The 20899-nt window shown below is 69.1% G+C and carries 23 protein-coding genes; 8 read left to right on the top strand and 15 right to left on the bottom strand.

Annotated features, from left to right (window positions below):
* Positions 1-44: 44 nt before the first annotated feature.
* From OVA21_RS02090 to OVA21_RS02060, 7 genes are all read right to left on the bottom strand, one after another.
* Entirely contained in the window at positions 45-242 is a 198-nt protein-coding gene (locus tag OVA21_RS02090; protein WP_132064010.1) for a hypothetical protein, read from the bottom strand.
* 99 nt (positions 243-341) lie between these two features.
* Positions 342-1781 (bottom strand): adenylosuccinate lyase, encoded by a 1440-nt coding sequence (gene purB, locus OVA21_RS02085; RefSeq protein WP_132064011.1) that lies wholly within the window; start codon positions 1779-1781, stop codon positions 342-344.
* 22 nt (positions 1782-1803) lie between these two features.
* Complete coding sequence (locus OVA21_RS02080) at positions 1804-1947, bottom strand: hypothetical protein (protein WP_156776009.1); 144 nt, start codon at positions 1945-1947, stop codon at positions 1804-1806.
* Positions 1948-2015: 68 nt separating this feature from the next.
* Positions 2016-3191, bottom strand: coding sequence for an aminotransferase class I/II-fold pyridoxal phosphate-dependent enzyme (locus OVA21_RS02075; RefSeq protein ID WP_268091668.1), 1176 nt, complete (start codon positions 3189-3191; stop codon positions 2016-2018).
* Positions 3192-3221: 30 nt separating this feature from the next.
* On the bottom strand, positions 3222-4910 hold the full coding sequence (locus tag OVA21_RS02070) for an SLC13 family permease (protein WP_268091667.1): 1689 nt from the start codon (positions 4908-4910) through the stop codon (positions 3222-3224).
* 89 nt (positions 4911-4999) lie between these two features.
* Entirely contained in the window at positions 5000-6484 is a 1485-nt protein-coding gene (locus OVA21_RS02065) for a family 43 glycosylhydrolase (RefSeq protein WP_268091666.1), read from the bottom strand.
* 114 nt (positions 6485-6598) lie between these two features.
* Positions 6599-8230 carry an AMP-binding protein gene (locus OVA21_RS02060; protein WP_268091665.1) on the bottom strand — a complete coding sequence of 544 codons (1632 nt, stop codon included), beginning with the start codon at positions 8228-8230 and terminating at the stop codon, positions 6599-6601.
* Positions 8231-8394: 164 nt separating this feature from the next.
* Between OVA21_RS02060 and OVA21_RS02055 the strand changes: the two genes are divergently transcribed.
* Both OVA21_RS02055 and idi read left to right on the top strand, forming a co-directional pair.
* The gene (locus OVA21_RS02055) at positions 8395-9546 is read left to right on the top strand and encodes an acyl-CoA dehydrogenase family protein (protein ID WP_163375509.1); all 1152 of its coding nucleotides are present in this window, start codon (positions 8395-8397) and stop codon (positions 9544-9546) included.
* Positions 9547-9629: 83 nt separating this feature from the next.
* On the top strand, positions 9630-10214 hold the full coding sequence (gene idi, locus OVA21_RS02050; RefSeq protein WP_163375508.1) for an isopentenyl-diphosphate Delta-isomerase: 585 nt from the start codon (positions 9630-9632) through the stop codon (positions 10212-10214).
* Between the two features lie 14 nt (positions 10215-10228).
* Here idi and purD read toward each other — a convergent pair whose 3' ends face one another.
* Positions 10229-11485 (bottom strand): phosphoribosylamine--glycine ligase, encoded by a 1257-nt coding sequence (gene purD / locus OVA21_RS02045; RefSeq protein ID WP_119191921.1) that lies wholly within the window; start codon positions 11483-11485, stop codon positions 10229-10231.
* A gap of 127 nt (positions 11486-11612) precedes the next feature.
* Here purD and OVA21_RS02040 point away from each other — a divergent pair, with 127 nt between their 5' ends.
* On the top strand, positions 11613-13202 hold the full coding sequence (locus tag OVA21_RS02040) for an IS1182 family transposase (RefSeq protein ID WP_096905213.1): 1590 nt from the start codon (positions 11613-11615) through the stop codon (positions 13200-13202).
* Between the two features lie 181 nt (positions 13203-13383).
* Here OVA21_RS02040 and OVA21_RS02035 read toward each other — a convergent pair whose 3' ends face one another.
* A complete protein-coding gene (locus tag OVA21_RS02035; RefSeq protein WP_194307179.1) occupies positions 13384-14088 on the bottom strand; it encodes a TetR/AcrR family transcriptional regulator in 705 nt (234 codons plus the stop codon).
* A 126-nt stretch (positions 14089-14214) separates the two neighbouring features.
* Here OVA21_RS02035 and OVA21_RS02030 point away from each other — a divergent pair, with 126 nt between their 5' ends.
* Positions 14215-14643: an HIT family protein gene (locus OVA21_RS02030; RefSeq protein WP_067711927.1), complete on the top strand. Its 429-nt coding sequence runs from the start codon at positions 14215-14217 to the stop codon at positions 14641-14643.
* A gap of 60 nt (positions 14644-14703) precedes the next feature.
* On the opposite strand, the gene OVA21_RS02025 is transcribed toward OVA21_RS02030, so the two are convergent.
* Both OVA21_RS02025 and OVA21_RS02020 read right to left on the bottom strand, forming a co-directional pair.
* Positions 14704-15096 carry a nuclear transport factor 2 family protein gene (locus OVA21_RS02025; RefSeq protein ID WP_227022412.1) on the bottom strand — a complete coding sequence of 131 codons (393 nt, stop codon included), beginning with the start codon at positions 15094-15096 and terminating at the stop codon, positions 14704-14706.
* Between the two features lie 16 nt (positions 15097-15112).
* A complete protein-coding gene (locus tag OVA21_RS02020) occupies positions 15113-15487 on the bottom strand; it encodes a nuclear transport factor 2 family protein (RefSeq protein WP_132064016.1) in 375 nt (124 codons plus the stop codon).
* Positions 15488-15926: 439 nt separating this feature from the next.
* On the opposite strand from OVA21_RS02020, the gene OVA21_RS02015 reads away from it, so the two are divergent.
* Both OVA21_RS02015 and OVA21_RS02010 read left to right on the top strand, forming a co-directional pair.
* Positions 15927-16505, top strand: coding sequence for a hypothetical protein (locus tag OVA21_RS02015; RefSeq protein WP_132064017.1), 579 nt, complete (start codon positions 15927-15929; stop codon positions 16503-16505).
* A 50-nt stretch (positions 16506-16555) separates the two neighbouring features.
* Positions 16556-17653 (top strand): IS630 family transposase, encoded by a 1098-nt coding sequence (locus OVA21_RS02010; protein ID WP_081470573.1) that lies wholly within the window; start codon positions 16556-16558, stop codon positions 17651-17653.
* A 15-nt stretch (positions 17654-17668) separates the two neighbouring features.
* On the opposite strand, the gene OVA21_RS02005 is transcribed toward OVA21_RS02010, so the two are convergent.
* The 4 genes from OVA21_RS02005 to OVA21_RS01990 all read right to left on the bottom strand — a co-directional run bounded on the left by OVA21_RS02005 (position 17669) and on the right by OVA21_RS01990 (position 19487).
* Positions 17669-17875, bottom strand: coding sequence for a hypothetical protein (locus tag OVA21_RS02005; RefSeq protein ID WP_096905995.1), 207 nt, complete (start codon positions 17873-17875; stop codon positions 17669-17671).
* A 63-nt stretch (positions 17876-17938) separates the two neighbouring features.
* Positions 17939-18511 carry a recombinase family protein gene (locus OVA21_RS02000; RefSeq protein ID WP_268091664.1) on the bottom strand — a complete coding sequence of 191 codons (573 nt, stop codon included), beginning with the start codon at positions 18509-18511 and terminating at the stop codon, positions 17939-17941.
* A gap of 140 nt (positions 18512-18651) precedes the next feature.
* Positions 18652-19191: a helix-turn-helix domain-containing protein gene (locus OVA21_RS01995; protein WP_096905997.1), complete on the bottom strand. Its 540-nt coding sequence runs from the start codon at positions 19189-19191 to the stop codon at positions 18652-18654.
* A complete protein-coding gene (locus OVA21_RS01990; RefSeq protein WP_096905998.1) occupies positions 19188-19487 on the bottom strand; it encodes a hypothetical protein in 300 nt (99 codons plus the stop codon). The genes OVA21_RS01995 and OVA21_RS01990 overlap by 4 nt, the downstream gene beginning before the upstream one ends.
* 185 nt (positions 19488-19672) lie before the next feature.
* On the opposite strand from OVA21_RS01990, the gene OVA21_RS01985 reads away from it, so the two are divergent.
* Together OVA21_RS01985 and OVA21_RS01980 are read left to right on the top strand one after the other, a co-directional pair.
* Positions 19673-19966: a transposase gene (locus OVA21_RS01985; RefSeq protein WP_006898371.1), complete on the top strand. Its 294-nt coding sequence runs from the start codon at positions 19673-19675 to the stop codon at positions 19964-19966.
* Positions 19963-20847 carry an IS3 family transposase gene (locus OVA21_RS01980; protein ID WP_204650704.1) on the top strand — a complete coding sequence of 295 codons (885 nt, stop codon included), beginning with the start codon at positions 19963-19965 and terminating at the stop codon, positions 20845-20847. Before OVA21_RS01985 ends, OVA21_RS01980 begins: the two co-directional genes overlap by 4 nt.
* Positions 20848-20899 lie beyond the last annotated feature (52 nt).

Here is a 20899-nt window from a genome sequence, read left to right as displayed (position 1 = left end):
CCCGGGGCCGAGGCCGATCGCCTGGGGCCGATCGGGCAAAGGCCTCAGATCCCGAGCTGGTCCAAGATGAGGCTGCCGGCGCCGAGCGGCATCAGAGAGAACGCGATCGGAACGTAGAACTGCTGCATGAACGCCCCCGGGTCGATCCCGACGGCCGAACTGGCGGTGGCGAACCCGGCCTGGATCATCCCGAACACGTCGTACAGTGCGCCCCCGAGGGAGCCGCTGGGCCTCGTGACCATGCTGTGGTCCTTCCCTGTCACTCGGCGACGGGAGGGCCCCGCCTCCGTCGGTGTACAGGACTTATCGGGCGGGGGGCCCGGCGAGTTACGGACAGGCTGTCAGAGGATCGAACCCGGCGCGTAGCCGGCCGCCTCCGGGTGGCGGGCCACGAGCGCCTCGACGCGGGCGGCGACCGCGTCGACCTGGTCGCCGGCAGCGCCGACGAACGCGGCACGATCCGCGAGCGCCTCCTCGAGCGCGGCGCGATCCAGCGGCAGCCGGTCGTCGGCGGCGAGCCGGTCCAGCAGATCGGGTTCGCGGCCCTCCTCGCGCATGGCCAGCGCCACCGCCACCGCGTTGGACTTGATCGCCTCGTGGGCGACCTCGCGGCCGACCCCGGCGCGCACCGCGGCCATGAGGACCTTCGTGGTGGCGAGGAACGGCAGGTAGCGCTGGAGCTCCTTGTCGATCACGGCCGGGTAGGCGCCGAACTCGTCGAGCACGGTGAGGAACGTCTCGAACATGCCGTCCAGGGCGAAGAACGCATCCGGCAGCGCGACACGACGCACCACGGAGCAGAAGACGTCGCCCTCGTTCCACTGCGCGCCCGCGAGTTCGGCGGCCATGGAGCCGTAACCGCGGAGCACGACCTGCAGACCGTTCACGCGCTCGCAGGAGCGGGTGTTCATCTTGTGCGGCATCGCGGACGAGCCGACCTGGCCGGGCTGGAAGCCCTCGGTGACCAGCTCGTGCCCGGCCATGAGCCGGATGGTCTGCGCCAACGACGACGGGCCGGCGCCGAGCTGGACGAGCGCCGAGACGACCTCGTGGTCCAACGACCGCGGGTAGACCTGGCCCACCGAGTCGAAGGTGCGGGCGAAGCCGAGATGCTCGGCGATCCGCCCCTCGAGCTCGGCCAGCTTGGCGGCGTCGCCACCGAGGAGGTCGAGCATGTCCTGCGCCGTGCCCATCGGGCCCTTGATGCCGCGCAGGGGGTACCGCTCGAGCAACGACTCCACGCGCTCCAACGCCACCAGCAGTTCGTCGGCCGCGGAGGCGAAACGCTTGCCCAGCGTGGTGGCCTGCGCGGCGACGTTGTGGCTGCGCCCGGCCATCACGGTGTCGCGGTGGGCGACGGCGTGCTCGGCCAGACGCCGGACCGCGGCGACGCCGCGGTCGCGGACGAGCTCGAGTGACCGCACCACCTGGAGCTGCTCGACGTTCTCGGTGAGGTCTCGGCTCGTCATGCCCTTGTGGATGTGCTCGTGGCCGGCGAGGTCGTTGAACTCCTCGATGCGGGCCTTGACGTCGTGCCGGGTGACGCGCTCGCGCTCGGCGATCGAGCCGAGGTCGACGCGGTCGATCACCGCCTCGTAGGCCTCGATCACCCCGTCGGGGACGTCGATGCCCAGGTCGCGTTGTGCGCGCAGCACCGCGATCCACAGCTGCCGCTCGAGCACGATCTTGTGCTCGGCGGACCACAGCGTGGCCAGGTCGGCGCTCGCGTAGCGCGAGGCGAGGACGTTGGAGATGCGGGGCTTGCTGCTCTGGGCGGTCACGCCCCCCAGTATCGCAGCCCGGTCAGGAGATCATCGAGCCGCCGGTGGACCCGGCCAGGATCTCCCGGGCGTTGAGGTAGACCTGCTCCACCGTGAGCGGAGCCTGCGCCAGCAGCCACGGCCGGGTGACGTAGACGATGGCGGTGATGATCTCGGCGGAACCCATGCGCCGACCGTAGCGCTCCGCGGGCGCCGGCGGGGGCCGTACATCACAGCCGCCCGCGGGGCCGGTACCTACGGGGCGAGCACGGCCTCCAGCCGGTCCATCGCCTCGGCGATCTCCTCGGTGCCGCCGGCGAAGCTCAGCCGGACGGTGTGGCCACCGTCGACGGTGTCGAAGTCGACGCCCGGCGTCAACGCGACCCCTGTTCGCTCGAGGACCTCCGCGCACCACGCCACCGAGTCGTCGGTCCAGCGTGAGACGTCGAAGTACGCGTAGAAGGCGCCGTCGGGTGGCGCGATCTCCCCCACGCCCAGCTCGCCCAGTCGGCGCAGGACCAGGTCGCGGTTGCGGGCGTACCGATCGACGTGGCCGTCCAGCTCCGCGGCGGCGGCCTCGGTGAACGCGGCGACGGCGGCGAACTGGGCGTCGGCGGGCGGACAGATGGTGAGGTTGCCGATCAGGCGGTCCACGGGGTCACGCAGGTACTCCGGCAACAGCATCCAGCCGATCCGCCAGCCGGTCATGGAGAAGTACTTGGACACCGAGCCCATGACCACGGCTTCGCGGCTGGTCTGCCACGCGCTCGCGCACTCCCGGCCGTAGGTGACGCCGTGGTAGATCTCGTCGCTGACGAGCAGCGTGCCGTGGGCCTCGCACCAGCGCGCGAGGGCCTCGAGTTCGCCCGCGTCGATGATCGTGCCGGTGGGGTTCGCCGGGCTCGCCACGATGAGGCCGGCGGGCGGGTGCCCCAGTTCCGCCGTGACCGCCTCGAGCTGCGCGACCGTGGGTTGGTACCGGGTCTCGTGGCCGCAGGCGATCTCGTGGACCCGGCAGCCCAGGGCCTGGAGGGTGTTGCGGTAGGCGGGGTAGCCGGGGCGTGCCATGACGACGGTGTCGCCGGGGTCGAACGCGGCGAGGAACAGCACGGTGAAGCCGCCGGAGGACCCGGTGGTGACGACGACGTCGTCGGCCGTCACGTCCACCCCGTCCCGCCGCCGGTGGTACCCCGCGATCGCCTCGCGGAGCGGCCGGATGCCCAGCGCCTCGGTGTAGCCGAGGATCTCGGTGTCCAGGGCGTGGCGGGCGGCGGCGAGCACCGGGCCGGGGGCCGGGGTCGAGGGCTGCCCCGCGCACAGCGAGATGACGTCGCCGTGGGTCTCCTGCCGGCGGGCGGCGGCGGCGAGGACGCTCATGACATGGAAGGGCTCGACGGCCGAGCGGCGGGAGGGTTCGCGTGCGACGGGCATGCCCCCGACGCTAGCGGGCCGGTCAGACGATCAGCCGGTCAGCCCGAACACCCACACCAACAGCGTCATGGTGACCGCGGTGATGGCGATCAACCCGATCAGGTTGAGCCAGATCCCGCCGCGGATCATCTGCCCGATGGTCACGTATCCCGAGCCGTAGGCGATCGCGTTGGGCGGGGTCGCCACCGGGAGCATGAAGGCGCAGGTGGCGGCCAGCGCGACCGGGACGGCCAGGAACATCGGGTCCAGGTCCAGGCCGAGGGCGACGCCACCGGCCACCGGCAGGAACGTGGCGGCGGTGGCGGTGTTGCTCGTCAGCTCGGTGAGGAACAGGACCCCGGCGGCCGCGACGAGCACCAGCGCGACGGTCGGCAGCGCGTCGAGCGCCGACGCCTGCTCGCCGATCCACCCGGTGAGCCCGGAACCGGAGAACTGTGCGGACAGTGCCAGTCCGCCGCCGAACAGCAGCAGCACGCCCCACGGCAGGCCCAGCGCGGCGTCCCAGGTGAGCAGCCGCACCCCGCGCTCGGTGCCGGCCGGCAGCAGGAACAGCAGCAGTCCGGCAGTGAGCGCGATCCCGGCGTCCGAGATCGGCGGGTCCTCCCACACCAGCGGCACGGCCACCCAGGCCACGGCCGCCGCGACGAACACCGCCAGGACGCGCCGTTCGCCCGACGAGGTCGGGCCGAGCCTGCGCAGTTCGTCGTCGAACAGTGCCCGACCGCCGGGGATCCGCTCGATCTCGGGACGGAACAGCACCTTGGTGAGGAGGAACCACGTGATCACGAGCATGACCACCGCCAGCGGGAGTCCGACCAGCATCCAGCGTCCGAAGCCCAGGACGATGTCGTGCTCGCCCTCCAGGTAGCCGGCGAGGAGGGTGTTGGGCGGGGTGCCGATGATGGTCGCCAGCGAGCCGACCGACGCCGCGTAGGCGATGCCCAGCATCAGCGCGGTGCCGAAGTTCGACCGGATCACGGCCTGCTTCACCTGTTCGGAACGCGGATCGGACGAGGAGTCCATCCGGGGGATCGCGTCCTCGTCGTCGTTCCCACCGGCGCTGCCGTTCCCACCGGCACGGTCCTTCCCACCGAGCTCGGAGGCGAGCATCAGCACCGACACCCCGATCGGGAGCATCATCACCGCCGTGGCCGTGTTGGACACCCACATGCTCAGGAACGCGGTGGCGATCATGAACCCGGCGACCACCCGGGTCGACCGGGTACCCATCGCGCGCACGGTGAGCAGGGCGATCCGCCGGTGCAGGTTCCAGCGCTGCATGGCGATCGCGATGAGGAAGCCGCCCATGAACAGGAAGATGATGTTGTTGCCGTACTCGGCGCCCACGTCGTTGACCGAGACGTCCTCACCCAGGACGGGGAAGACGATGAGCGGCACCAGCGCGGTGGCGGGGATGGGGATGCACTCGGTCATCCACCAGATGCCCAGGAGCACGGCGACCGCCGCGGTGAGGCGCGCGTTGTGTTCGAGATCGCCCGGCATGACCAGGTACACGAGCACGGCCGCCGCCAGCCCGGCGATGGTCCCGATCACGCTGCGGACGAACTCGCCCCGCGGCACCGCGGGGTCGAGCTCGCCGGGTGACTTCTGGTCGACCTCCATCCCGCGGTCGGGGTCCGGCTCCAGACCCCTCAGGTGTGGTGCCATCACGATCCTGCGGTCGTCGGTGCCGCCCGCGTCCGTGCCCCCGCCGGTCATGGCCCGCTCCCTCCGCCGGTCACCCCGACGCCTCCCAGCGGGGTGCTCTGGCGATCACGGTAACCCCGGGACGGCGGCCTCACATCCGATCAGGAGCCGGACGATCCGATCGGTGCGGATCCGAGTGCGCCCGATCCGAGTGACAAGGTTCCGTCCGGGGCGACCTCGAGGCCGAACACCGCCAGTTCCTGCGCCGCGCCGCCCTCCGCGGCACCGATCGAGATCACCAGTTCGTGGCGTCCCGGGGCGAGCGGTGCGGGCGGCCGCAGCGTCAACGGGCGGTCCATCGACGCCCCGGCGCCCACGCTCACCGGGACGGCCGGCAGGTCCCCGGTGCCGGTCACGATCGGCAGTGCGAGCCGTCGCTTGTTCGGGCCGGTGATGGTGGCCCGGACCTCGCCGGAATAGGCGGTGCCGGTGGAGGCGACCCGCACCGAGAGGTCGATCACCTCGTCGTCGTCGTCGTCGGCGGCGGCGGTGCCGTCGTCGCCCGGTCGCAGCGACGCCTCCCCCACCGCGGTGAGTCGGACGGGGAGCGCGACCACCGGATCGGCGGGCCGCGCCTCCGACGGCGTGCCGTCCCCGACGACCGGCCAGCCGCCCACCCAGTCCAGACGGTCGAGCATGAGGTAGCGCCGCTGCACGCCGCTGGGCAGCACCGCGTTGCCGCGGGGCGCGGCGTGGTAGAGCATCCAGTCCCCGCCGGCGTCGTCGGTGGCCACGTCCACGTGCCCCGGGCCCACCCAGTCGGTGTCGCCGCGCAGGATGACGTCACCGGGAAGGGGCTCGCCCGGCGCCTGCACCAACGGGCGCCCGGTCCTGTCCTCGTACGGCCCGAACAGCCCGTCGGCGCGGCCGCCCAGCACGCGGTACTGCGAGGCCTCCCCGTCGCAGCACAGCCCGGCGCTGGTGAACAGGTGCGTGCGCCCCTGACGGGTGACCACGGCCGGGGCCTCCACGCCGGTGCCGGCGACGAGCACGGGGTCGCCGTCCAGCGCCGTGCCGGTGGCGTTCATCGGCACCGCGTGGATGCCCTCGAAGTTCCCCATGAGCATGACCGGGCCGGCGTCGGTGACCACCACCTCGGGGTCCATGGGATCCAGGTCCTGATACGGCTCCGGGGCGCCGTGGCAGACGATCGGCGCCGGATCGTGCGTCCACGGGCCGTCGACGCCCGGCGCGGTGGCCCGGCCGATACAGGGCGCGGCGCCCCCGGTCGTGTAGTATATGACGGCGCCCGTCGCGGTGAGGTGGACGTCGGGCGCCCACAGGAACGAACCGGGCGGGGCCCACGCGGGCCGGGCGGCGAACGCGTCGCCCACGTACTCCCACTCCACCAGGTCGAAGGACCGGAAGTGCGGGATGAGGCGGGACCCGGCGCCGTCGCCCCAGTCGTCCGAGGTCGCGTGGACGTGGAACGCCCCGTCGGCGCCCCGCTGCACGGAGGGGTCGGGGGCGACCGAGGAGATCACCGGGTTGGCCGCCGCCGTCGCCGCGGTGGTCGCCGAGGCGAGAGGGACGACGACGACGAGCGCCGCGGACACGAGAGCACGGGCAGCCGCCGCCGGTTTCATGTGCTGAGGGTAGACCCGCCACGGGGTGTGTGAACCCCGTTCACCGCGTTCGGCCGGGGCGGATCCGGCGGTGGCAGCGTGCGGCGCGGGCCGCCTCAGGCCTGTCCGGCGCGCTCAGGCCCGTCCGGCGCGCTCCTTGCGCAGCAGGAACCGCTGGATCTTGCCCGACGGGGTCTTGGGCAGCTCGCGGACGAAGTGGATCCGGCGCGGGAAGGCGTGGGCGGCGAACTCCGTCTTGACCCACTTCTGTAGGCCGGACTCGGCCTCCGGGCCACCCTCCACGCCGTCGCGCAGGACCACGTACGCCTCGAGGACCTCCCCGGCCAGGTCGTCGGGGACGCCGATGACCGCCGACTCGAGCACGTCCGGGTGCTTGGCCAGGACGGACTCCACATCGAACGGGCCGATGCGGTACCCGGACATGATGATCACGTCGTCGTCGCGGCTCGAGAAGTAGAAGTGGCCGTCCGCGTCGAGCTTGGCGGCGTCGCCGGTGTAGTACCAGCGCCCGTCCGCGCTGAAGCGCTCGGCGGTCTTCTCCGGGGCCTGGTGGTACCCGGTGAACCACATGAGGGGGCTGGCGGGGACATCGATCGCCACGCGGCCCAGCTCGCCCACGGGGGCGGGCTCGTCGTAGTCCGCGGCGAGCACGGTGCACGACCAGCCCGGCAGCGGCACGCCCATGGAGCCCGGGCGCACGTCCTCCCGCAGCGAGTCGTGCCACGGGTTGATGATGAACATCCCGTGCTCGGTCTGCCCGTACTGGTCGCGCACCTCGACGCCGAACTGCTCGGTCGACCACTCGATCACCTCGGGGGTGAGCGGCTCACCGGCGGCGGAGGCCCGTCGGAGTCTGACGTCGGCCGGTGCGATGTCCCGCTTGGCCCGCATGGTGCGGTACACGGTCGGCGCGGCCGCGAAGTTGGTGACGTGGAAGTACTGAAGGACCGCGAACGCCAGCTCCGGGCTGTAGCGGGCGTGCAGCAGCAGGCTCCGACGGCCGACCGCCAGCGGGCCGAGGATGCCGTAGTAGAGGCCGTACGCCCAGCCCGGGTCGGCACCGTTCCAGAACACGTCGCCGGCCCGCACGTCCAGGCCCGTCTCGATGTACTGGTGGAACGCGGCCAGGGCGCGCACCGGCACGACGACGCCCTTCGGGGTGCCGGTGGTGCCGGAGGTGAACAGCATGACCAGGCCGGCGTCCGGACCGGTGACCGCCGCGGCGAGGCAGGGCTGCTGGGCGGCGGTGATCGTGGCCAGGTCGAGGTCGCCGTCTCGGGCCTCGGGGCAGTCCGCCAGGCCGGCGACGACCACCGGGACGGCGACGCTCTCGAGCTTTCCGCGCTGGTCCGCGTCGGAGACGACCACCTTGGCGTCGCCACCGGTGAGACGCATCTCGATGGCCGGCCACGCGAACGCGGTGAACAGCGGCATGTGGACGGCACCGAGTCGCCAGATCCCCATGAGGGTGAACACCAGGTCCGCGGACTTGGACATCAGCGTGGCCACCCGGTCGCGCTCGCCCACGCCGAGCTCGGCCAGCGCCGCGGCGACCTTCTCGCTCTCGGTCCGCAGCTCGCCGTAGGTGATGTCCCGCCCGGACAGGTCGGCGTCGATGACGGTGAAGGCGACCGCCTCGGGGGCGTGGCGGTCGCACAGGAACTCCGCGGCGCTCGCACCGGGGACGTCGTAGATTTCCAGCAACTGCTCCGGCGACAGGGGCGTGGACGCGGTGTTCTCGGTCATACCGCCAGATTGTGGCGCACGTGAACCACGACGCACCAGCAGCACCCACCAACGGGCACCCCCACTATCGGGGCTGGGCGTGCCGCGTCCCGGCGGTGCACTCTAATGGGAGCCGACCGACCCCGGGGACCGCACGGTCCCCCACCCGCACCCGGAGGACCCCCATGGCCGTGGACCGCCTGCTCCCCAGCGACGAGGCGTACGAACTGCTCGAGATGACGCGTTCCGTCGCGGATAAACTCCTCGAGCCGATCGCCGCCGAGCACGAGCGGAACCACACCTACCCCCAGGGCCTGTTCGCCCAGCTCGGCGAGGTCGGGCTGCTGGGCCTGCCCTACCCGGAGGAGTTCGGCGGCGGCGACCAGCCCTACGAGGTGTACCTCCAGGTGTTGGAGGAGCTCGGCGCCCGCTGGGCGGCCGTCGCCGTGGCGACCAGCGTGCACGGCCTGTCCTGCTTCCCGCTCGCCACCGCCGGGACCGACGAGCAGAAGGCCGAGTGGTTGCCGGGAATGCTCGCCGGCGAGCAGATCGGCGCGTACTCGCTGTCCGAGCCGCAGGCCGGGTCGGACGCCGCCGCCCTGCGGTGCCGCGCGGAGCGGGAGGGCGACGGCCCGGGCTCCGTGTTCGTCGTCAACGGCACCAAGTCGTGGATCACCCACGGCGGGATCGCGGACGTCTACAACACCTTCGTCCGCACCAGCGAGGGCTCCCGTGGGATCTCGTGCCTGCTCATTCCGCGCGAGACCGAGGGCCTGCACTTCGGCAAGCCCGAGGACAAGATGGGCCTCAACGGCGTCCCCACCACCACCGCCTCGTACGAGGGCGCCCGGGTCGACGCGGACCGCCTGCTCGGCGCGGAGGGCGACGGCCTGCGCATCGCGTTCTCGGCCCTGGACTCCGGCCGCCTCGGGATCGCCGCGGTGGCCACCGGCATCGCCCAGCGCGCCCTCGACGACGCGGTCGCCTATGCCCGCGAGCGCGAGGCGTTCGGCAAGACGATCATCGGCCACCAGGGGCTGGGCTTCCTCCTCGCCGACATGGCCGCCGCGGTGGCCTCGGCCCGCGCCTCCTACCTCGACGCCGCCCGCCGCAAGGACGCCGGCCGCCCGTACTCGCGGGAGGCCTCGATCGCCAAGCTCACCGCCACCGACGCCGCCATGAAGGTGACGACCGACGCGGTGCAGGTCCTGGGCGGTGTGGGTTACACCCGCGAGTTCCCGGTCGAGCGGTACATGCGCGAGGCCAAGATCACCCAGATCTTCGAGGGCACCAACCAGATCCAGCGGCTGGTGATCGCCCGCAGCCTCGCGGGCTGATCGACTGCCGGCGGCGCCCCGCGCGGCGGCCCTCCGGCTGCGCGCGGCGGCCGGGCCCGCCGGAAATGCCTAGGCTGGGCGGCATGTCCTCCCCTTCCGAGCCCCCCGCCACCGCCGGGTCCCGCGCCGCCGGGTCGCCGTCCGTGCCGACCGAGCTCGTCGTCCTCCTCGACGACGACGCCAACCCGATCGGTACCGCCGACAAGGCCACGGTCCACACCACGGATACGCTGCTGCACCTGGCGTTCTCGTGCCATGTCGTCGACGACGAGGGGCACGTGCTCCTCACCCGGAGAGCTCTGGACAAGCGGACCTGGCCCGGTATCTGGACGAACTCGTTCTGCGGCCACCCCGGTCCGGGCGAGGATCCGGTCGAGGCGATAGTCCGGCGGGCCGAGCAGGAGCTCGGAACCCGAGTGGACTCGATCGAACCCGCGGTACCGGACTTCCGCTATCGGGCCGTCGACGACTCGGGAATCGTCGAGAACGAGATCTGTCCGGTGTTCACCGCCCGCATCCGCGCCGAGGTGAACCCGCGGGCCGACGAGGTGTGCGCGCACCACTGGGCCCGTCCGGCGGATGTCCGCACCTCGGTCGACGCCACCCCGTTCGCCTTCAGCCCGTGGTTGGTCGCGCAGGTGCCCCGGATGGAGCTCTACTCGCGCTGATCGCGCGGGGCGCGTCAGCCGGGGAGGCTGATGCGCCCCTCCTCGGCGGCCTGGCCGATGTCCCGGCGGAAATGCCCGCCGCCGAGCTCGATGCCGTCGAGGATCCGGTAGGCCTCGGCCCGGGCCGCTGTCAGGTCCGCCCCCGTGCCCACGACCGACAGGACCCGGCCCCCGGCGGAGACGAGCCGGCCCTCCGCGTCGCGGGCCGTGCCGGCGTGGAGCACGCCCGGCTGTTCGGCGCCTTCGATGAGGTCACCGCGCCGCGGCGTCGCCGGGTAGTGCTCGGCTGCCAGGACCACGGTCACGGCGGCGCCGTCACGCCACACCAGCGGCGGTAGGTCGGCCAGTCGGCCGGTGGCCACGGAGTGCAGGGTCTCGCCCAGCGGCGACTCGAGCAGCGCCAGCACGGCCTGTGTCTCCGGGTCGCCGAAGCGGCAGTTGAACTCCACGACCTCGGGCCCGGACGAGGTGATCGCCAGCCCCGCGTACAGCAGGCCTGAGAAGCCGCAGCCACGGGCGACCATCTCGCGGGCCACCGGCTCGCACACCTCCGTGACGATCCGGTCGACCATTCCCTGCGGCAACCACGGCAGCGGCGTGTAGGCGCCCATCCCGCCGGTGTTGGGACCGCGATCGCCCTCGCCGACCCGCTTGTGGTCCTGGGCGGGCAGCAACGGCACGACGGTCTCGCCGTCGACCAGGCAGAACAGGGAGACCTCCGGGCCATCGAGGAACGACTCCAACAGCACCGGGTGCCCGTCGTCGAGACAGGCGAGAGCGTGCGCCCGGGCCGCGTTGCGATCGGGTGTCACGACGACCCCCTTGCCGGCGGCCAACCCGTCGTCCTTGACCACCCAGGTCGGTCCGAACCGGTCGAGTGCGTCGTCGAGGTCGGCGGGCGAGTCCACGATCTCGGCGCGCGCGGTCTTCACACCCGCAGCCGCCATGACGTCCTTGGCGAACGCCTTGGACCCCTCGATGCGGGCGGCCTCGGCGGACGGGCCGAACACCGGGATCCCGGCCTCGCGCAGGGCGTCGGCGACGCCCGCGACCAGGGGCACCTCGGGACCGATGACGACCAGTCCGGCGTCGAGCCTACGGGCCAGGGCCGTCACGGCCGCCGGATCGGTCACCGCGAGTTCGTGGCACTGCGCCTGCACCATGCCGGGGTTGCCCGGCGCCGCGTGCAACTCCGTCACCGCGGGATCCGCGGCGAGGGCGACGAGGAGGGCGTGCTCACGGGCACCGGAACCGATCACGAGAATGCGCACGACGACCACAGTAGCCCGGCCGCCGCGCCGGGTTGGCCCGGCCCGGAACGAACGGGCCCTAGGAGACTGCTGAACAAAGTGCGTGTCCGGCCTGCGGGGTTGGGGTGGCCCTGAAATGATGTGGGTCATGCAGGGTGAGTCGGATCGGCAGCGCGAGTTGCTGGATGTGGAGTCGGTGGCGGGGCATCTGCTCGAGGAGGGCAGCGTGTTCGCGTTGCTCGCCGAGCACCGGGACCGGCTGTTCCCGGACGAGTTGTTCGCCGACCTGTTTCCCTCGGGCCGGGGCCGGCCGTCGATTCCCGGTGAGGTGATCGCCTCGGTCATCGTGCTCCAGGCACTGTTCGGTCACTCAGACCGGGAAGCGGTCGACGCGCTGACGTTCGACCTGCGGTGGAAGGCCGCCTGCGGGTATCCGGTCGATGCGAAGGGTTTCAACTCGTCGACGTTGACCTATTGGCGACGCCGCCTGGCGGCCAGTGACCGACCGCAGCGGATCTTCGAGGTGGTGCGCCAGGTCATCGCCGAGACCGGTGCGGTCAAGGCCAAGACCCGCCGGGCGCTGGATTCAACGGTCTTGGACGACGCAGTGGCCCGTCAAGACACGATCACCCAGCTCATCGCCCAGATCCGCCGGGTCGGCCGCGAGGTGCCCGGGGCGAAGGAGCTGATCGCCACCGAGTGCACCCGGCTGGCGGCGGTGTGCGGGCAGGACTACACCGAGGCCGGTAAGCCGCGCATCGCCTGGGATGACCAGGCCGCCCGTGATGAGTTGGTCTCCGCCCTGGTGGCCGATGCTCTGGCGCTGTTGGCGGCACTCGATGTTCAGGCGATCACCGCCGCCGGCGGCAAGCCGGCCGAAGCGGTCGCCCTGTTGGCGCTGGTAGCAGGGCAGGATGTCGAACCGGCCGAGGATTCAGACGGTACCGACGGGCGGTGGCGCATCGCCCGCCGCACCGCCCCGGATCGGGTGATCTCCACCGTGGACCCCGATGCCCGCCACGCCCACAAGACCCGCCAGCGCCGCCAAGACGGGTTCAAGGCCCACATCGTGGTCGAGCCCGACACCGGCCTGACCACCATGTGCTCCCTGACCAAGCCCAACGGGCCGACCAACTCCGATGCCGCGGTCGGCGCGCAGCTGGTCACCGCCGATCCCACCATCGACGCCGGCGAGCCGGTCGAAGTGCTCGGCGATTCCGCCTATGCCAGCGGCGACATGCTGCACACCCTGGCCGGCAAGCAGTGGCTGCCCCTGGTCAAGCCGTGGCCGCTACGGCCCGCAGTCGAGGGCGGGTTCACCCTGGATGACTTCACCTTCGACGCCGTGGCGGGCACCCTGACCTGCCCCGCCAACATCACCCGTGGCCTGTCTGCCAAGGGCAATGCCACCTTCGGGGCGGCGTGTCGTGGCTGCCCGCTGCGTCAGCGGTGCACCACCTCAGCCACGGGGCGCAAAGTCGTGCTCGGCGAGCATCACCTGCTGCAACGCCAGCACCGCCAGCGGGCCGGCGATGAGGACTTCAAGACCGTCTACCGCCAGAACCGACCGATGGTGGAACGCTCGATCGCCTGGCTGACCCGAGGTGCCCGCCGCGTGCCGTACCGCGGGGTCGAGAAGAACAACGACTGGCTCCACCACCGCGTTGCCGCCCTGAACCTGCGCCGGCTAGTCGCGATGGGACTAACGAGCCAGAACGGAACCTGGGCCCTGGCCTGATCAGCGGGCCGGGGCCAGGCATTCCCGCCCCAGCACAGGCTCGAACAACCCGCGGTGGGCGCCGCGAACCTCTCGCCCTTCTCGCCGAACCCAGAAATCTCCAACACCGCACCTCGCGCGACGGCCAACCGGCCCTCACGCACACCGGCCGTGCCAGGATCGCAGCTTGTTCAGCAGTCTCCTAGACCCCTGCGTCGGCGGTGATGTCGGCGGCGGGGAACGCCGCGTCGCGGGCCCGCAGCGCCTCGTCGGTGAGCAGGTCCGTCATACACAGATCAATGGTCCGTGCGGTCGACCGTGCGGCGTCCGGGGTCCGCATCGGGCGGATCCCGAACATCGCCTGGGCGCTGAGGCCGTCGATCGCCGCCCACAGCGGCAGCTCGTCGTTCATGACGACCCCGGGCCGGAACGCCCCCGCCTCGATCCCGCGCTCGACGATCGCCTGCAATTCCACATTGATGGCATCGGCGTGCGCGGCGACGGTCTCCGACGGGCCCAGGTTCTCCATCATCGTGCGGGCCCACGCAGGCTCGTCGATCGAGAACTCCACCACGGCGAGAGCCGCTTCGCGCAGCTCGCGGTAGGCGGCGAGGACCGGATCGGACACCGCACCGCCGACGGCCGCGGCCGCCACGCGACCGACCAGCTCGACGAACCCGCGGGCCGCGACCTCCTCGACGAGCTGCTGCCGATTCGCGAAATGGCGGTACGCCGCGGTGGCGGACACCCCGATGTGCGGGGCGATCTCGCGGAGGATGATCGCCTTCTCCCCCGAGACCCTCGCGCGCGCGGTCGCCTCCTGGATGATGGCGTTGCGCAGATCGCCGTGGTGGTAGGCCTTCTTCTTCACCGCGCCCTCTGCCGTCGCAATACCTGCCTCGACCATGTCGATGCTCCTTCGCGTGTGTAGAGAGGACGGGGGCCACCCGGCGGGTAGCGGATACATCCATTAGACCACTTTTCGCCAGTCTGCCACCTGAGGCCATCGCCCCCGATACGTAGGCTGGGGTCCATGTCGACCGTTTTCAGCAAGATCATCGCCGGTGAACTGCCGGGCCGGTTCGTCTGGAAGGACCCCGAGGTGGTCGCCTTCCTCACCATCGCACCGGTCGCGCCCGGCCACACGCTGGTCGTCCCGCGCGCGGAGGTCGATCGGTGGACCGATCTCGAGCCCGCGCTGCTGACCCGGCTCAACGAGGTCGCACAGGCCGTCGGCAAGGCGGTCGTGGGAGGCCTCGGTGCGGCGCGCGCCGGGTATCTCATCGCCGGCTTCGAGGTGCCGCACACCCACATCCACATCTTCCCCGCCGACGACATGTCCGGATTCGACCTGTCGCTGGCGGACCCCGACGCGCCCGCCGAGGAGTCCGACGCGGCGGCCGAGACCATCCGGCGGTCGCTGCGCGAACTGGGCTACGGGGAGTTCGTCCCGGAGGCCTGAACCCGGGGCCGTCCGCCCCGGGTCGGCGGTCGGCCGCCGGCGCCGGGCCCTGCCCGATCGTCAGTGTCCGAGCGCCCGGGTGACGTCCTGCATGTCCTGATAGTCGGTCCACGCCGCGACGAGACCGTCGCGGAGCGCGAAGAACGAGCCGACCTCCACCTTCAGGGCGACCCCACCGATGGTGAGGTGTGTGGTCCGGTTGAGCGCCGCCACATCGCCCGAGCCCAGTACGTGGTGGATGTCCACGCTGACGTCGGTCGAGACATCCTGGTTGAACTCGATCACATGGCGCAGGCCCTCGTGTCCCCGGACGGTCTGCGTGCCCTCGATCGTGAGAACGACGTCCGGCGTGCACCATGACTGCGCGGTCTCGACGTCCCCCGCGAACGCCGCCTCGACCAGCGCCCTGACCACTTCCCGGGGATCCACCTCCCCGGCTCCGCGTTCGCTCACGGCATCCGCCTCCCCGTTAGCCGACGATCTCGTCGATCGCGTGCATGCTCTTGTAGTCTGCCCACCGCGTGACCACCCCGTCCGCCACTTCCACGAAGGAACAACCGCGGATCTCGATCCCGCCGCTGGGCAGGGTGTACCGCTCGAGGCGGCGCAGCGCGACGACCCCCTCGGATTCCAGGATCTCCCCCTCCACCCCGATGGTGAGGAAACCGGCCAGTCGGGAGAGGTCGGACACGATGTCGCGGACACCATCGTGCCCCTCGTAGCGCCTGACCTGGCCTGTCGTATAGACGATCGACGGAGAAGACAGTGCGATGGTCCGCTCGGCGTCGCCCGAGGCGAGGGCGGCCATCCACGCAGTGGCGATCTCTGTTGCGGACTGCGTCATCTCGGCGGCGCCCTTCTGGCGACGGGAATGTTGAGAACATTCTACTCATCAGTAGACGGAAGCTAACAATGATCACTGAACTGGGGGTCCCGCTCGGGGCCGCATCCCGCGGCCACCACCGACGGCCCGACACTTGGCGTGCCCTCAGCTTCCGGCTCGAACGCCGACGCCACTCGAGAGCTGGAGACGAGACTTGAACTCGCAACCGCCCGTTGAACCGCTACCGACTCCCCAATTCCGCCGCTCCTCACCAGTTCCGTTTGACCTGCACACTCATCGGCATCGGTTCCGCCCAGCCCAGAACGGACGAGGGTGGGGTTGCTGGTTCCAGGGTGGTAAAGGGGTGGGCCACCCTCGACGCCTCGTTGCAACAGAACTTGCAACCCATGGCGCTGCAACACTCTGGAGTCCTGTCGGACCCCGCATCTAGGCTCCGCGCATGGGAATCCTCGAACTAGTCGAACCGGCTTGGTGGACCGTCGAGCGCGGCGGACTCGCGGCCGGGGTGGCCACCGCAGTCATTGCTCTAAATACGATGCGGCTCAACCGGCTCAGCATTCGCGAATCGCACCGACCGATGATGGTGGCGCAGCTGGAGCACGGCGAGAAGGCGAGAAGCCCACTCGATCTGGTGGTATCTAACGTTGGCCGAAGCCCTGCGCACCACGTCCAGGTCACATTCGACCCCGCATTGCCCGACGTGCAGACAAGCAAAGACGGCCAGCAGAGCATGATCCCGTTCCTCCGCAAGCGGTACGCGCAGACGTTCCCCGTGTGGCCTCCAGGGGTTGAGCGGCGGAACGCCTACTGGTTCATCCACGGAGAACCGAACGAGCACGGAGAAGTTGAAAGCGTCGATGGACTACCTCGGGAAGTTACTGCGGTCATCCGATACAAGCTCGGCCCGCGCACCTGGTCCCAGCCCATCACTGAACGTTATCCACTTCGGATATCAGAGATGGAGAACGAGTCCTTCACAACGATCAGAACTCACACAAACACCCACCGCCCCACCTAGTGTCGTGCGTGTGAAGTAGTTTTACAGTTGGGTTTGTGAAATCATGGGGCATGGCGAATCGACCTGCCCCGGCATTGATGTTGCGTCCCGGCGATCGCGAGAAGCTTGAGAGAATGACGCGCTCGCAGTCGATGTCGGCAGGCATGGTGCAGCGAGCTCGCATCGTGCTGCTGGCTTCGGAGGGCCGGCGTAATGCGGAGATCGCCGAGTTGGCCGGGGCGTCGCGGCCGAAGGTGAACCTCTGGCGGTCCAGGTACGAGGACAAGGGCATCGGGGGCCTGGCTGATGAGAAGCGTTCTGGTCGGCCGCGCACGATCGATCACGCGGAGATCGTGACGGCGACCTTGATGCCGCCGCCGAAGTCTCTGGGCGTGACCCACTGGTCGTCGCGGCTGCTGGCGTCCCGGTTGAAGGTCTCGGCCTCGACGGTGGTCACGGCGTGGCGTGCCTACGGGATCAAGCCGTGGCGCTCGGAGTCGTTCCGGTTCTCCACCGATCCTGAGCTGGTCGGCAAAGTCACCGACATCTGCGGCCTGTACCTGGCGCCGCCGGAGAACGCGATCGTGTTGTGCGTGGATGAGAAGTCCCAGATCCAGGCACTGGATCGTACTCAGCCGATCTTGCCGATGCAGCCCGGCCTGATCGAGCGGCGCAGCCACGACTACGTCCGGCACGGCACCAGCACCCTGTTCGCGGCGCTGGACATCGCCACCGGTCAGGTCACCGCCGCACTCAAACCGCGTCACCGGAACCAGGAGTTCCTGGCGTTTTTGAAGCAGATCGAGCGGGCGTACCGTCATGTCGTCGATGCCGACGGTCAGCCAGTTGAGCTGCACCTGGTGATGGACAACTACGCCGCCCACAAGCACGCAAACGTCAAGGCCTGGCTGGCCGAAAATCCCCGGTTCAAGGTCCACTTCACACCCACCCACGCGTCGTGGATGAACCTGGTCGAGGTGTGGTTCGGCATCGTCGAACGCCAGGCCATCCGCCGTGGGATCTTTACATCCGTCAAGGACCTCAACGCGAAGATCCGCGCCTTCATCGACGGCTGGAACCACCGATCCCACCCCTTCGTCTGGACGAAAACCGCCGACGAAGTCCTCAAGAAAGCCAACCGTAAGAAGACTTCAAATGCGGACCACTAGGTGGCGGCCGTGAATCTAGTGCCGGCTGGCGAAAATGTGGGCAATCTTGTCGACAGGGAACGCGACAGGAGTGCCGTCGGATTGGCTCGTCTGAACCCACTTCTCTTTCTCGATGCCTGCCAGGAACTCCCTCAGTGTCTGATCAGGATCTGAACCCTCGACCCCGATCACGAACATGTTGCCGCTCGTCATCTTGATTTCTAACCGCACGATTTCGCTCATGGGTCCAAACTAAACCTGCGACCCGCAGGGGACATTAGATCTGCGCTATCCGAGCCGGAACTACTACGCAGCCGCCTTGGCGTACCGGTAGAACGTCGACCGCGGGATGCCGAACTCCTTGCACACCTCAGCCACCGTGGCACCCGACTCGCGCATAGCAAGCGCAGAGGCCGCCATATCGGCCGTGTGAGCCCTCGGACGCCCCGTCTGACGTCCACGTACCCTAGCCGCCTCACGAGCCGCAGCAGCCCGCTCAGCCTTCAAGTCAACCTCCATCTCAGCCAACGCAGCCATGATCGACACGAGCGCCTTACCCATCGGGTCCGAGGTCGACAGCACCCGGTCACCACGATCACGGACAGTCACCCCGTCGTTGGTCAGGTCAGTGAGGGTCTGGACCACCTCGATCATCGAACGGCCCAGCCTGTCCAGTGCATCGACCACGAGCGTGTCACCGGGGCGGAGGTGGCTTCGACACTGCCCCCAGCCAGGGCGGTCCATCGTCCGGCCAGTCACCTTGTCCACGAAGACCTTCTGCGCACCCATAGCTTCGAGGGCGTCGAGCTGCCGCTCAAGGTTCTGGTGCTGAGTCGAAACTCGGGCGTAACCAACGATGTAACCCGTCGAAGTAGTCATGCCTGCGACTGTCCCACAAGTCGGCACCATCCGTCAATGAGACGACCGCACTAAATCGGACTCAGCGACCTGCGACAACACCGCCGGCAAAGTGTCCCAATCGCACCGTCCCATAACTAAGGAAGTGAGACAGTGGCGAACTACCCCAGGTTGCGAGGCGGACCCACCTCAAACGGGACATTGCCCCGCTCATCAGTAGGCATCAACCCATCAGCCGCGGCCTGAATCTGGAGCTGCAATCCCTCCAGCCACACACTCGCCGCCGCATGCTCATCCCGCTCATCGGTGACCTCAGCGGACAGGGCGACCAGTTTGTCGACAGCGATCCCGAACGCAATGCCCAAGGTCCGCACATTGTTCGGCGACAGCACGTTGGCGTCCAACTCCACCCTCAGCCGCCGGCCAGCACGAGTAGCCAAGTCCGCCGCCATATCCGCCAGATCGACACGAGCCTCAGCCAACTGCTGCACCCGCGACCTCGTCGCCACTTCCGTCCCGGAAGTGTCGAACGAGACGCCAGCAATCCGGGCAGCACTCGACACCGTCGCCGTAGAGATACCCAACTCGCGAGCAATCGCATTCCTACCCAGCCCCTCAGAATGCAACCGCGCCACCGTCGGCGCGAACTGCTCAGCGAGGGGCGGATCTTTTACATCTCTACCGGGAACGTCACTCGTCATCGTGACTCCTTGTTGGTCTGCTGGCGGAGGGGTTGGCCGTTGATGGTGATGTTTCGGATGTCCGGGTTGGGGTGGGTGTCGATGGCGTGGCCGATGGCGGCGAGGGCTGCCTGAATGTCTTGGAGGGTGTCGAGTATTTCGACTGCGGTGATGTTGAGGCGTGCGACGACTGCGACGGTCTCCTCTGGGGTGGCGTTGGGCCAAGCGCAAATGAGTTCGTCAACCTGCGTGATGCCGGCGCGGGCGAGAGTCCAGCGGGTGTCGAAGTCGAGGTCGATGGTGGGTTCGTTGGTCATGGGTGCTCCGCTGGTTGGGGTTTGGGGTGGCACCCCGGCTGTGGTGGGCCGGGGTGCCGGGGTCGGCGCGCACACCATTATGGACCGTTCCCGCTCTGGTGGACACCCGGAGATGTGGACCGTTCCCGCTCTGGTGGACACCCGGAGATGAGCGGTGAGTTCCCCCAAGATAGAGGGAGCGGATTATGGGATCTACTCGTCGGAGCTTCACTGCCGAGTACAAGGCCAACGCGGTAAGTTTGGTCATCGATGATGGCCGTGCGATCGCCGAAGTTGCACGCAGTATCGGCGTTCACGAGATGACGTTGGGGAAATGGGTGAAGAAGACTCGAGACGAGGGAAACGGTGAGTCTGACCGCCCGTTGAATGAGGACGAGCGGGCGGAACTCGAGCGCCTTCGCGAAGAAGTGAAGCACGCCCGGATGGAGGTGGAGTTCGCAAAAAAAGTAGCGACCTGGTTCGCGAAAGACCCGCGGTGAAATTCGCGGCTATCGCGGACTGGGCTGAATCCGATTCATATCCGGTCACGTTCATGTGTGCTCAACTCGGCGTATCGACTTCTGGCTACTACAAGTGGCGCGGCAAGTCGCGCTCAGCTCGAGACCTCCGAGACGACGAGTTAACAGCGCTGATCGAGTACCACTACGAGCACCTCAACGGCCGTCCCGGCGTTCGGCGCATGCGTGCGGAACTCGCCGCCGGCGGCCACCGGGTCTCGCACAAGCGGGTGTGGCGGCTCATGAAGGTCGCAGGTCTGGAAGGCCGCCACCCGAAGGCGTGGAAACGCACCACCGTCGCCGGAGACAGCCCCGTTGGGGCACCTGACCTCATCGGCCGCGACTTCACGGCGGCCGAGGCGAACACCAAATGGTGCGGCGATATTACTTACGTACGGACCTGGAACGGCTGGGCGTACCTGGCCACCGTCATCGATCTGCACTCCCGGATGGTCGTCGGATGGGCCGTGGCCGACCACATGCGAACCGAGCTGGTCACCGACGCACTGGACATGGCCATCGCTCGTCGTCGACCACCCGGAAAAGTCATATTCCACAGCGATCGCGGAACTCAATACACGTCCACCGACTTCGATAAGTACTGCACGAAAAACAATATCCGACGATCATTGGGGCGCACTGGCATTTGTTTCGACAACGCGGTCGCAGAATCATTCTTCGCGAGCTACAAGAAGGAACTCATTCACACGCGCCCGTGGCCCACTCTAAAAGCACTCAAAAAGAGCACATTCACCTGGATTGAGGAGTACTACAATAGGGCCCGACGACATTCCACACTGGGCTATTTGACACCAGCCGAGTTTGAACTAGGATTCAGAGACATATACGAACTCGCCGCTTAATTGCAGTGGCCACTTTAGCGGGAACACTCCATTACGACGCGCCGGGTCTGGG

The sequence above is a fragment of the Dietzia sp. SL131 genome (genome assembly GCF_026672565.1).
In the GTDB taxonomy this organism is placed as follows: Bacteria; Actinomycetota; Actinomycetes; order Mycobacteriales; family Mycobacteriaceae; genus Dietzia; species Dietzia kunjamensis.
Note: the sequence above shows the minus strand (reverse complement) of the source record. Positions and strands in the feature narration are given on the sequence as shown.

Coding starts and splice junctions, on each gene's coding strand:
- OVA21_RS02090 (WP_132064010.1), bottom strand. CDS start 242: ATGGTCACGAGGCCCAGCGGCTCCCTCGGGGGCGCACTGTACGACGTG.
- OVA21_RS02080 (WP_156776009.1), bottom strand. CDS start 1,947: ATGGGTTCCGCCGAGATCATCACCGCCATCGTCTACGTCACCCGGCCG.
- OVA21_RS02075 (WP_268091668.1), bottom strand. CDS start 3,191: ATGCCCGTCGCACGCGAACCCTCCCGCCGCTCGGCCGTCGAGCCCTTC.
- OVA21_RS02070 (WP_268091667.1), bottom strand. CDS start 4,910: ATGACCGGCGGGGGCACGGACGCGGGCGGCACCGACGACCGCAGGATC.
- OVA21_RS02065 (WP_268091666.1), bottom strand. CDS start 6,484: ATGAAACCGGCGGCGGCTGCCCGTGCTCTCGTGTCCGCGGCGCTCGTC.
- OVA21_RS02060 (WP_268091665.1), bottom strand. CDS start 8,230: ATGACCGAGAACACCGCGTCCACGCCCCTGTCGCCGGAGCAGTTGCTG.
- OVA21_RS02055 (WP_163375509.1), top strand. CDS start 8,395: ATGGCCGTGGACCGCCTGCTCCCCAGCGACGAGGCGTACGAACTGCTC.
- idi (WP_163375508.1), top strand. CDS start 9,630: ATGTCCTCCCCTTCCGAGCCCCCCGCCACCGCCGGGTCCCGCGCCGCC.
- OVA21_RS02040 (WP_096905213.1), top strand. CDS start 11,613: ATGCAGGGTGAGTCGGATCGGCAGCGCGAGTTGCTGGATGTGGAGTCG.
- OVA21_RS02035 (WP_194307179.1), bottom strand. CDS start 14,088: ATGGTCGAGGCAGGTATTGCGACGGCAGAGGGCGCGGTGAAGAAGAAG.
- OVA21_RS02030 (WP_067711927.1), top strand. CDS start 14,215: ATGTCGACCGTTTTCAGCAAGATCATCGCCGGTGAACTGCCGGGCCGG.
- OVA21_RS02020 (WP_132064016.1), bottom strand. CDS start 15,487: ATGACGCAGTCCGCAACAGAGATCGCCACTGCGTGGATGGCCGCCCTC.
- OVA21_RS02015 (WP_132064017.1), top strand. CDS start 15,927: ATGGGAATCCTCGAACTAGTCGAACCGGCTTGGTGGACCGTCGAGCGC.
- OVA21_RS02010 (WP_081470573.1), top strand. CDS start 16,556: ATGGCGAATCGACCTGCCCCGGCATTGATGTTGCGTCCCGGCGATCGC.
- OVA21_RS02005 (WP_096905995.1), bottom strand. CDS start 17,875: ATGAGCGAAATCGTGCGGTTAGAAATCAAGATGACGAGCGGCAACATG.
- OVA21_RS02000 (WP_268091664.1), bottom strand. CDS start 18,511: ATGACTACTTCGACGGGTTACATCGTTGGTTACGCCCGAGTTTCGACT.
- OVA21_RS01995 (WP_096905997.1), bottom strand. CDS start 19,191: ATGACGAGTGACGTTCCCGGTAGAGATGTAAAAGATCCGCCCCTCGCT.
- OVA21_RS01990 (WP_096905998.1), bottom strand. CDS start 19,487: ATGACCAACGAACCCACCATCGACCTCGACTTCGACACCCGCTGGACT.
- OVA21_RS01985 (WP_006898371.1), top strand. CDS start 19,673: ATGGGATCTACTCGTCGGAGCTTCACTGCCGAGTACAAGGCCAACGCG.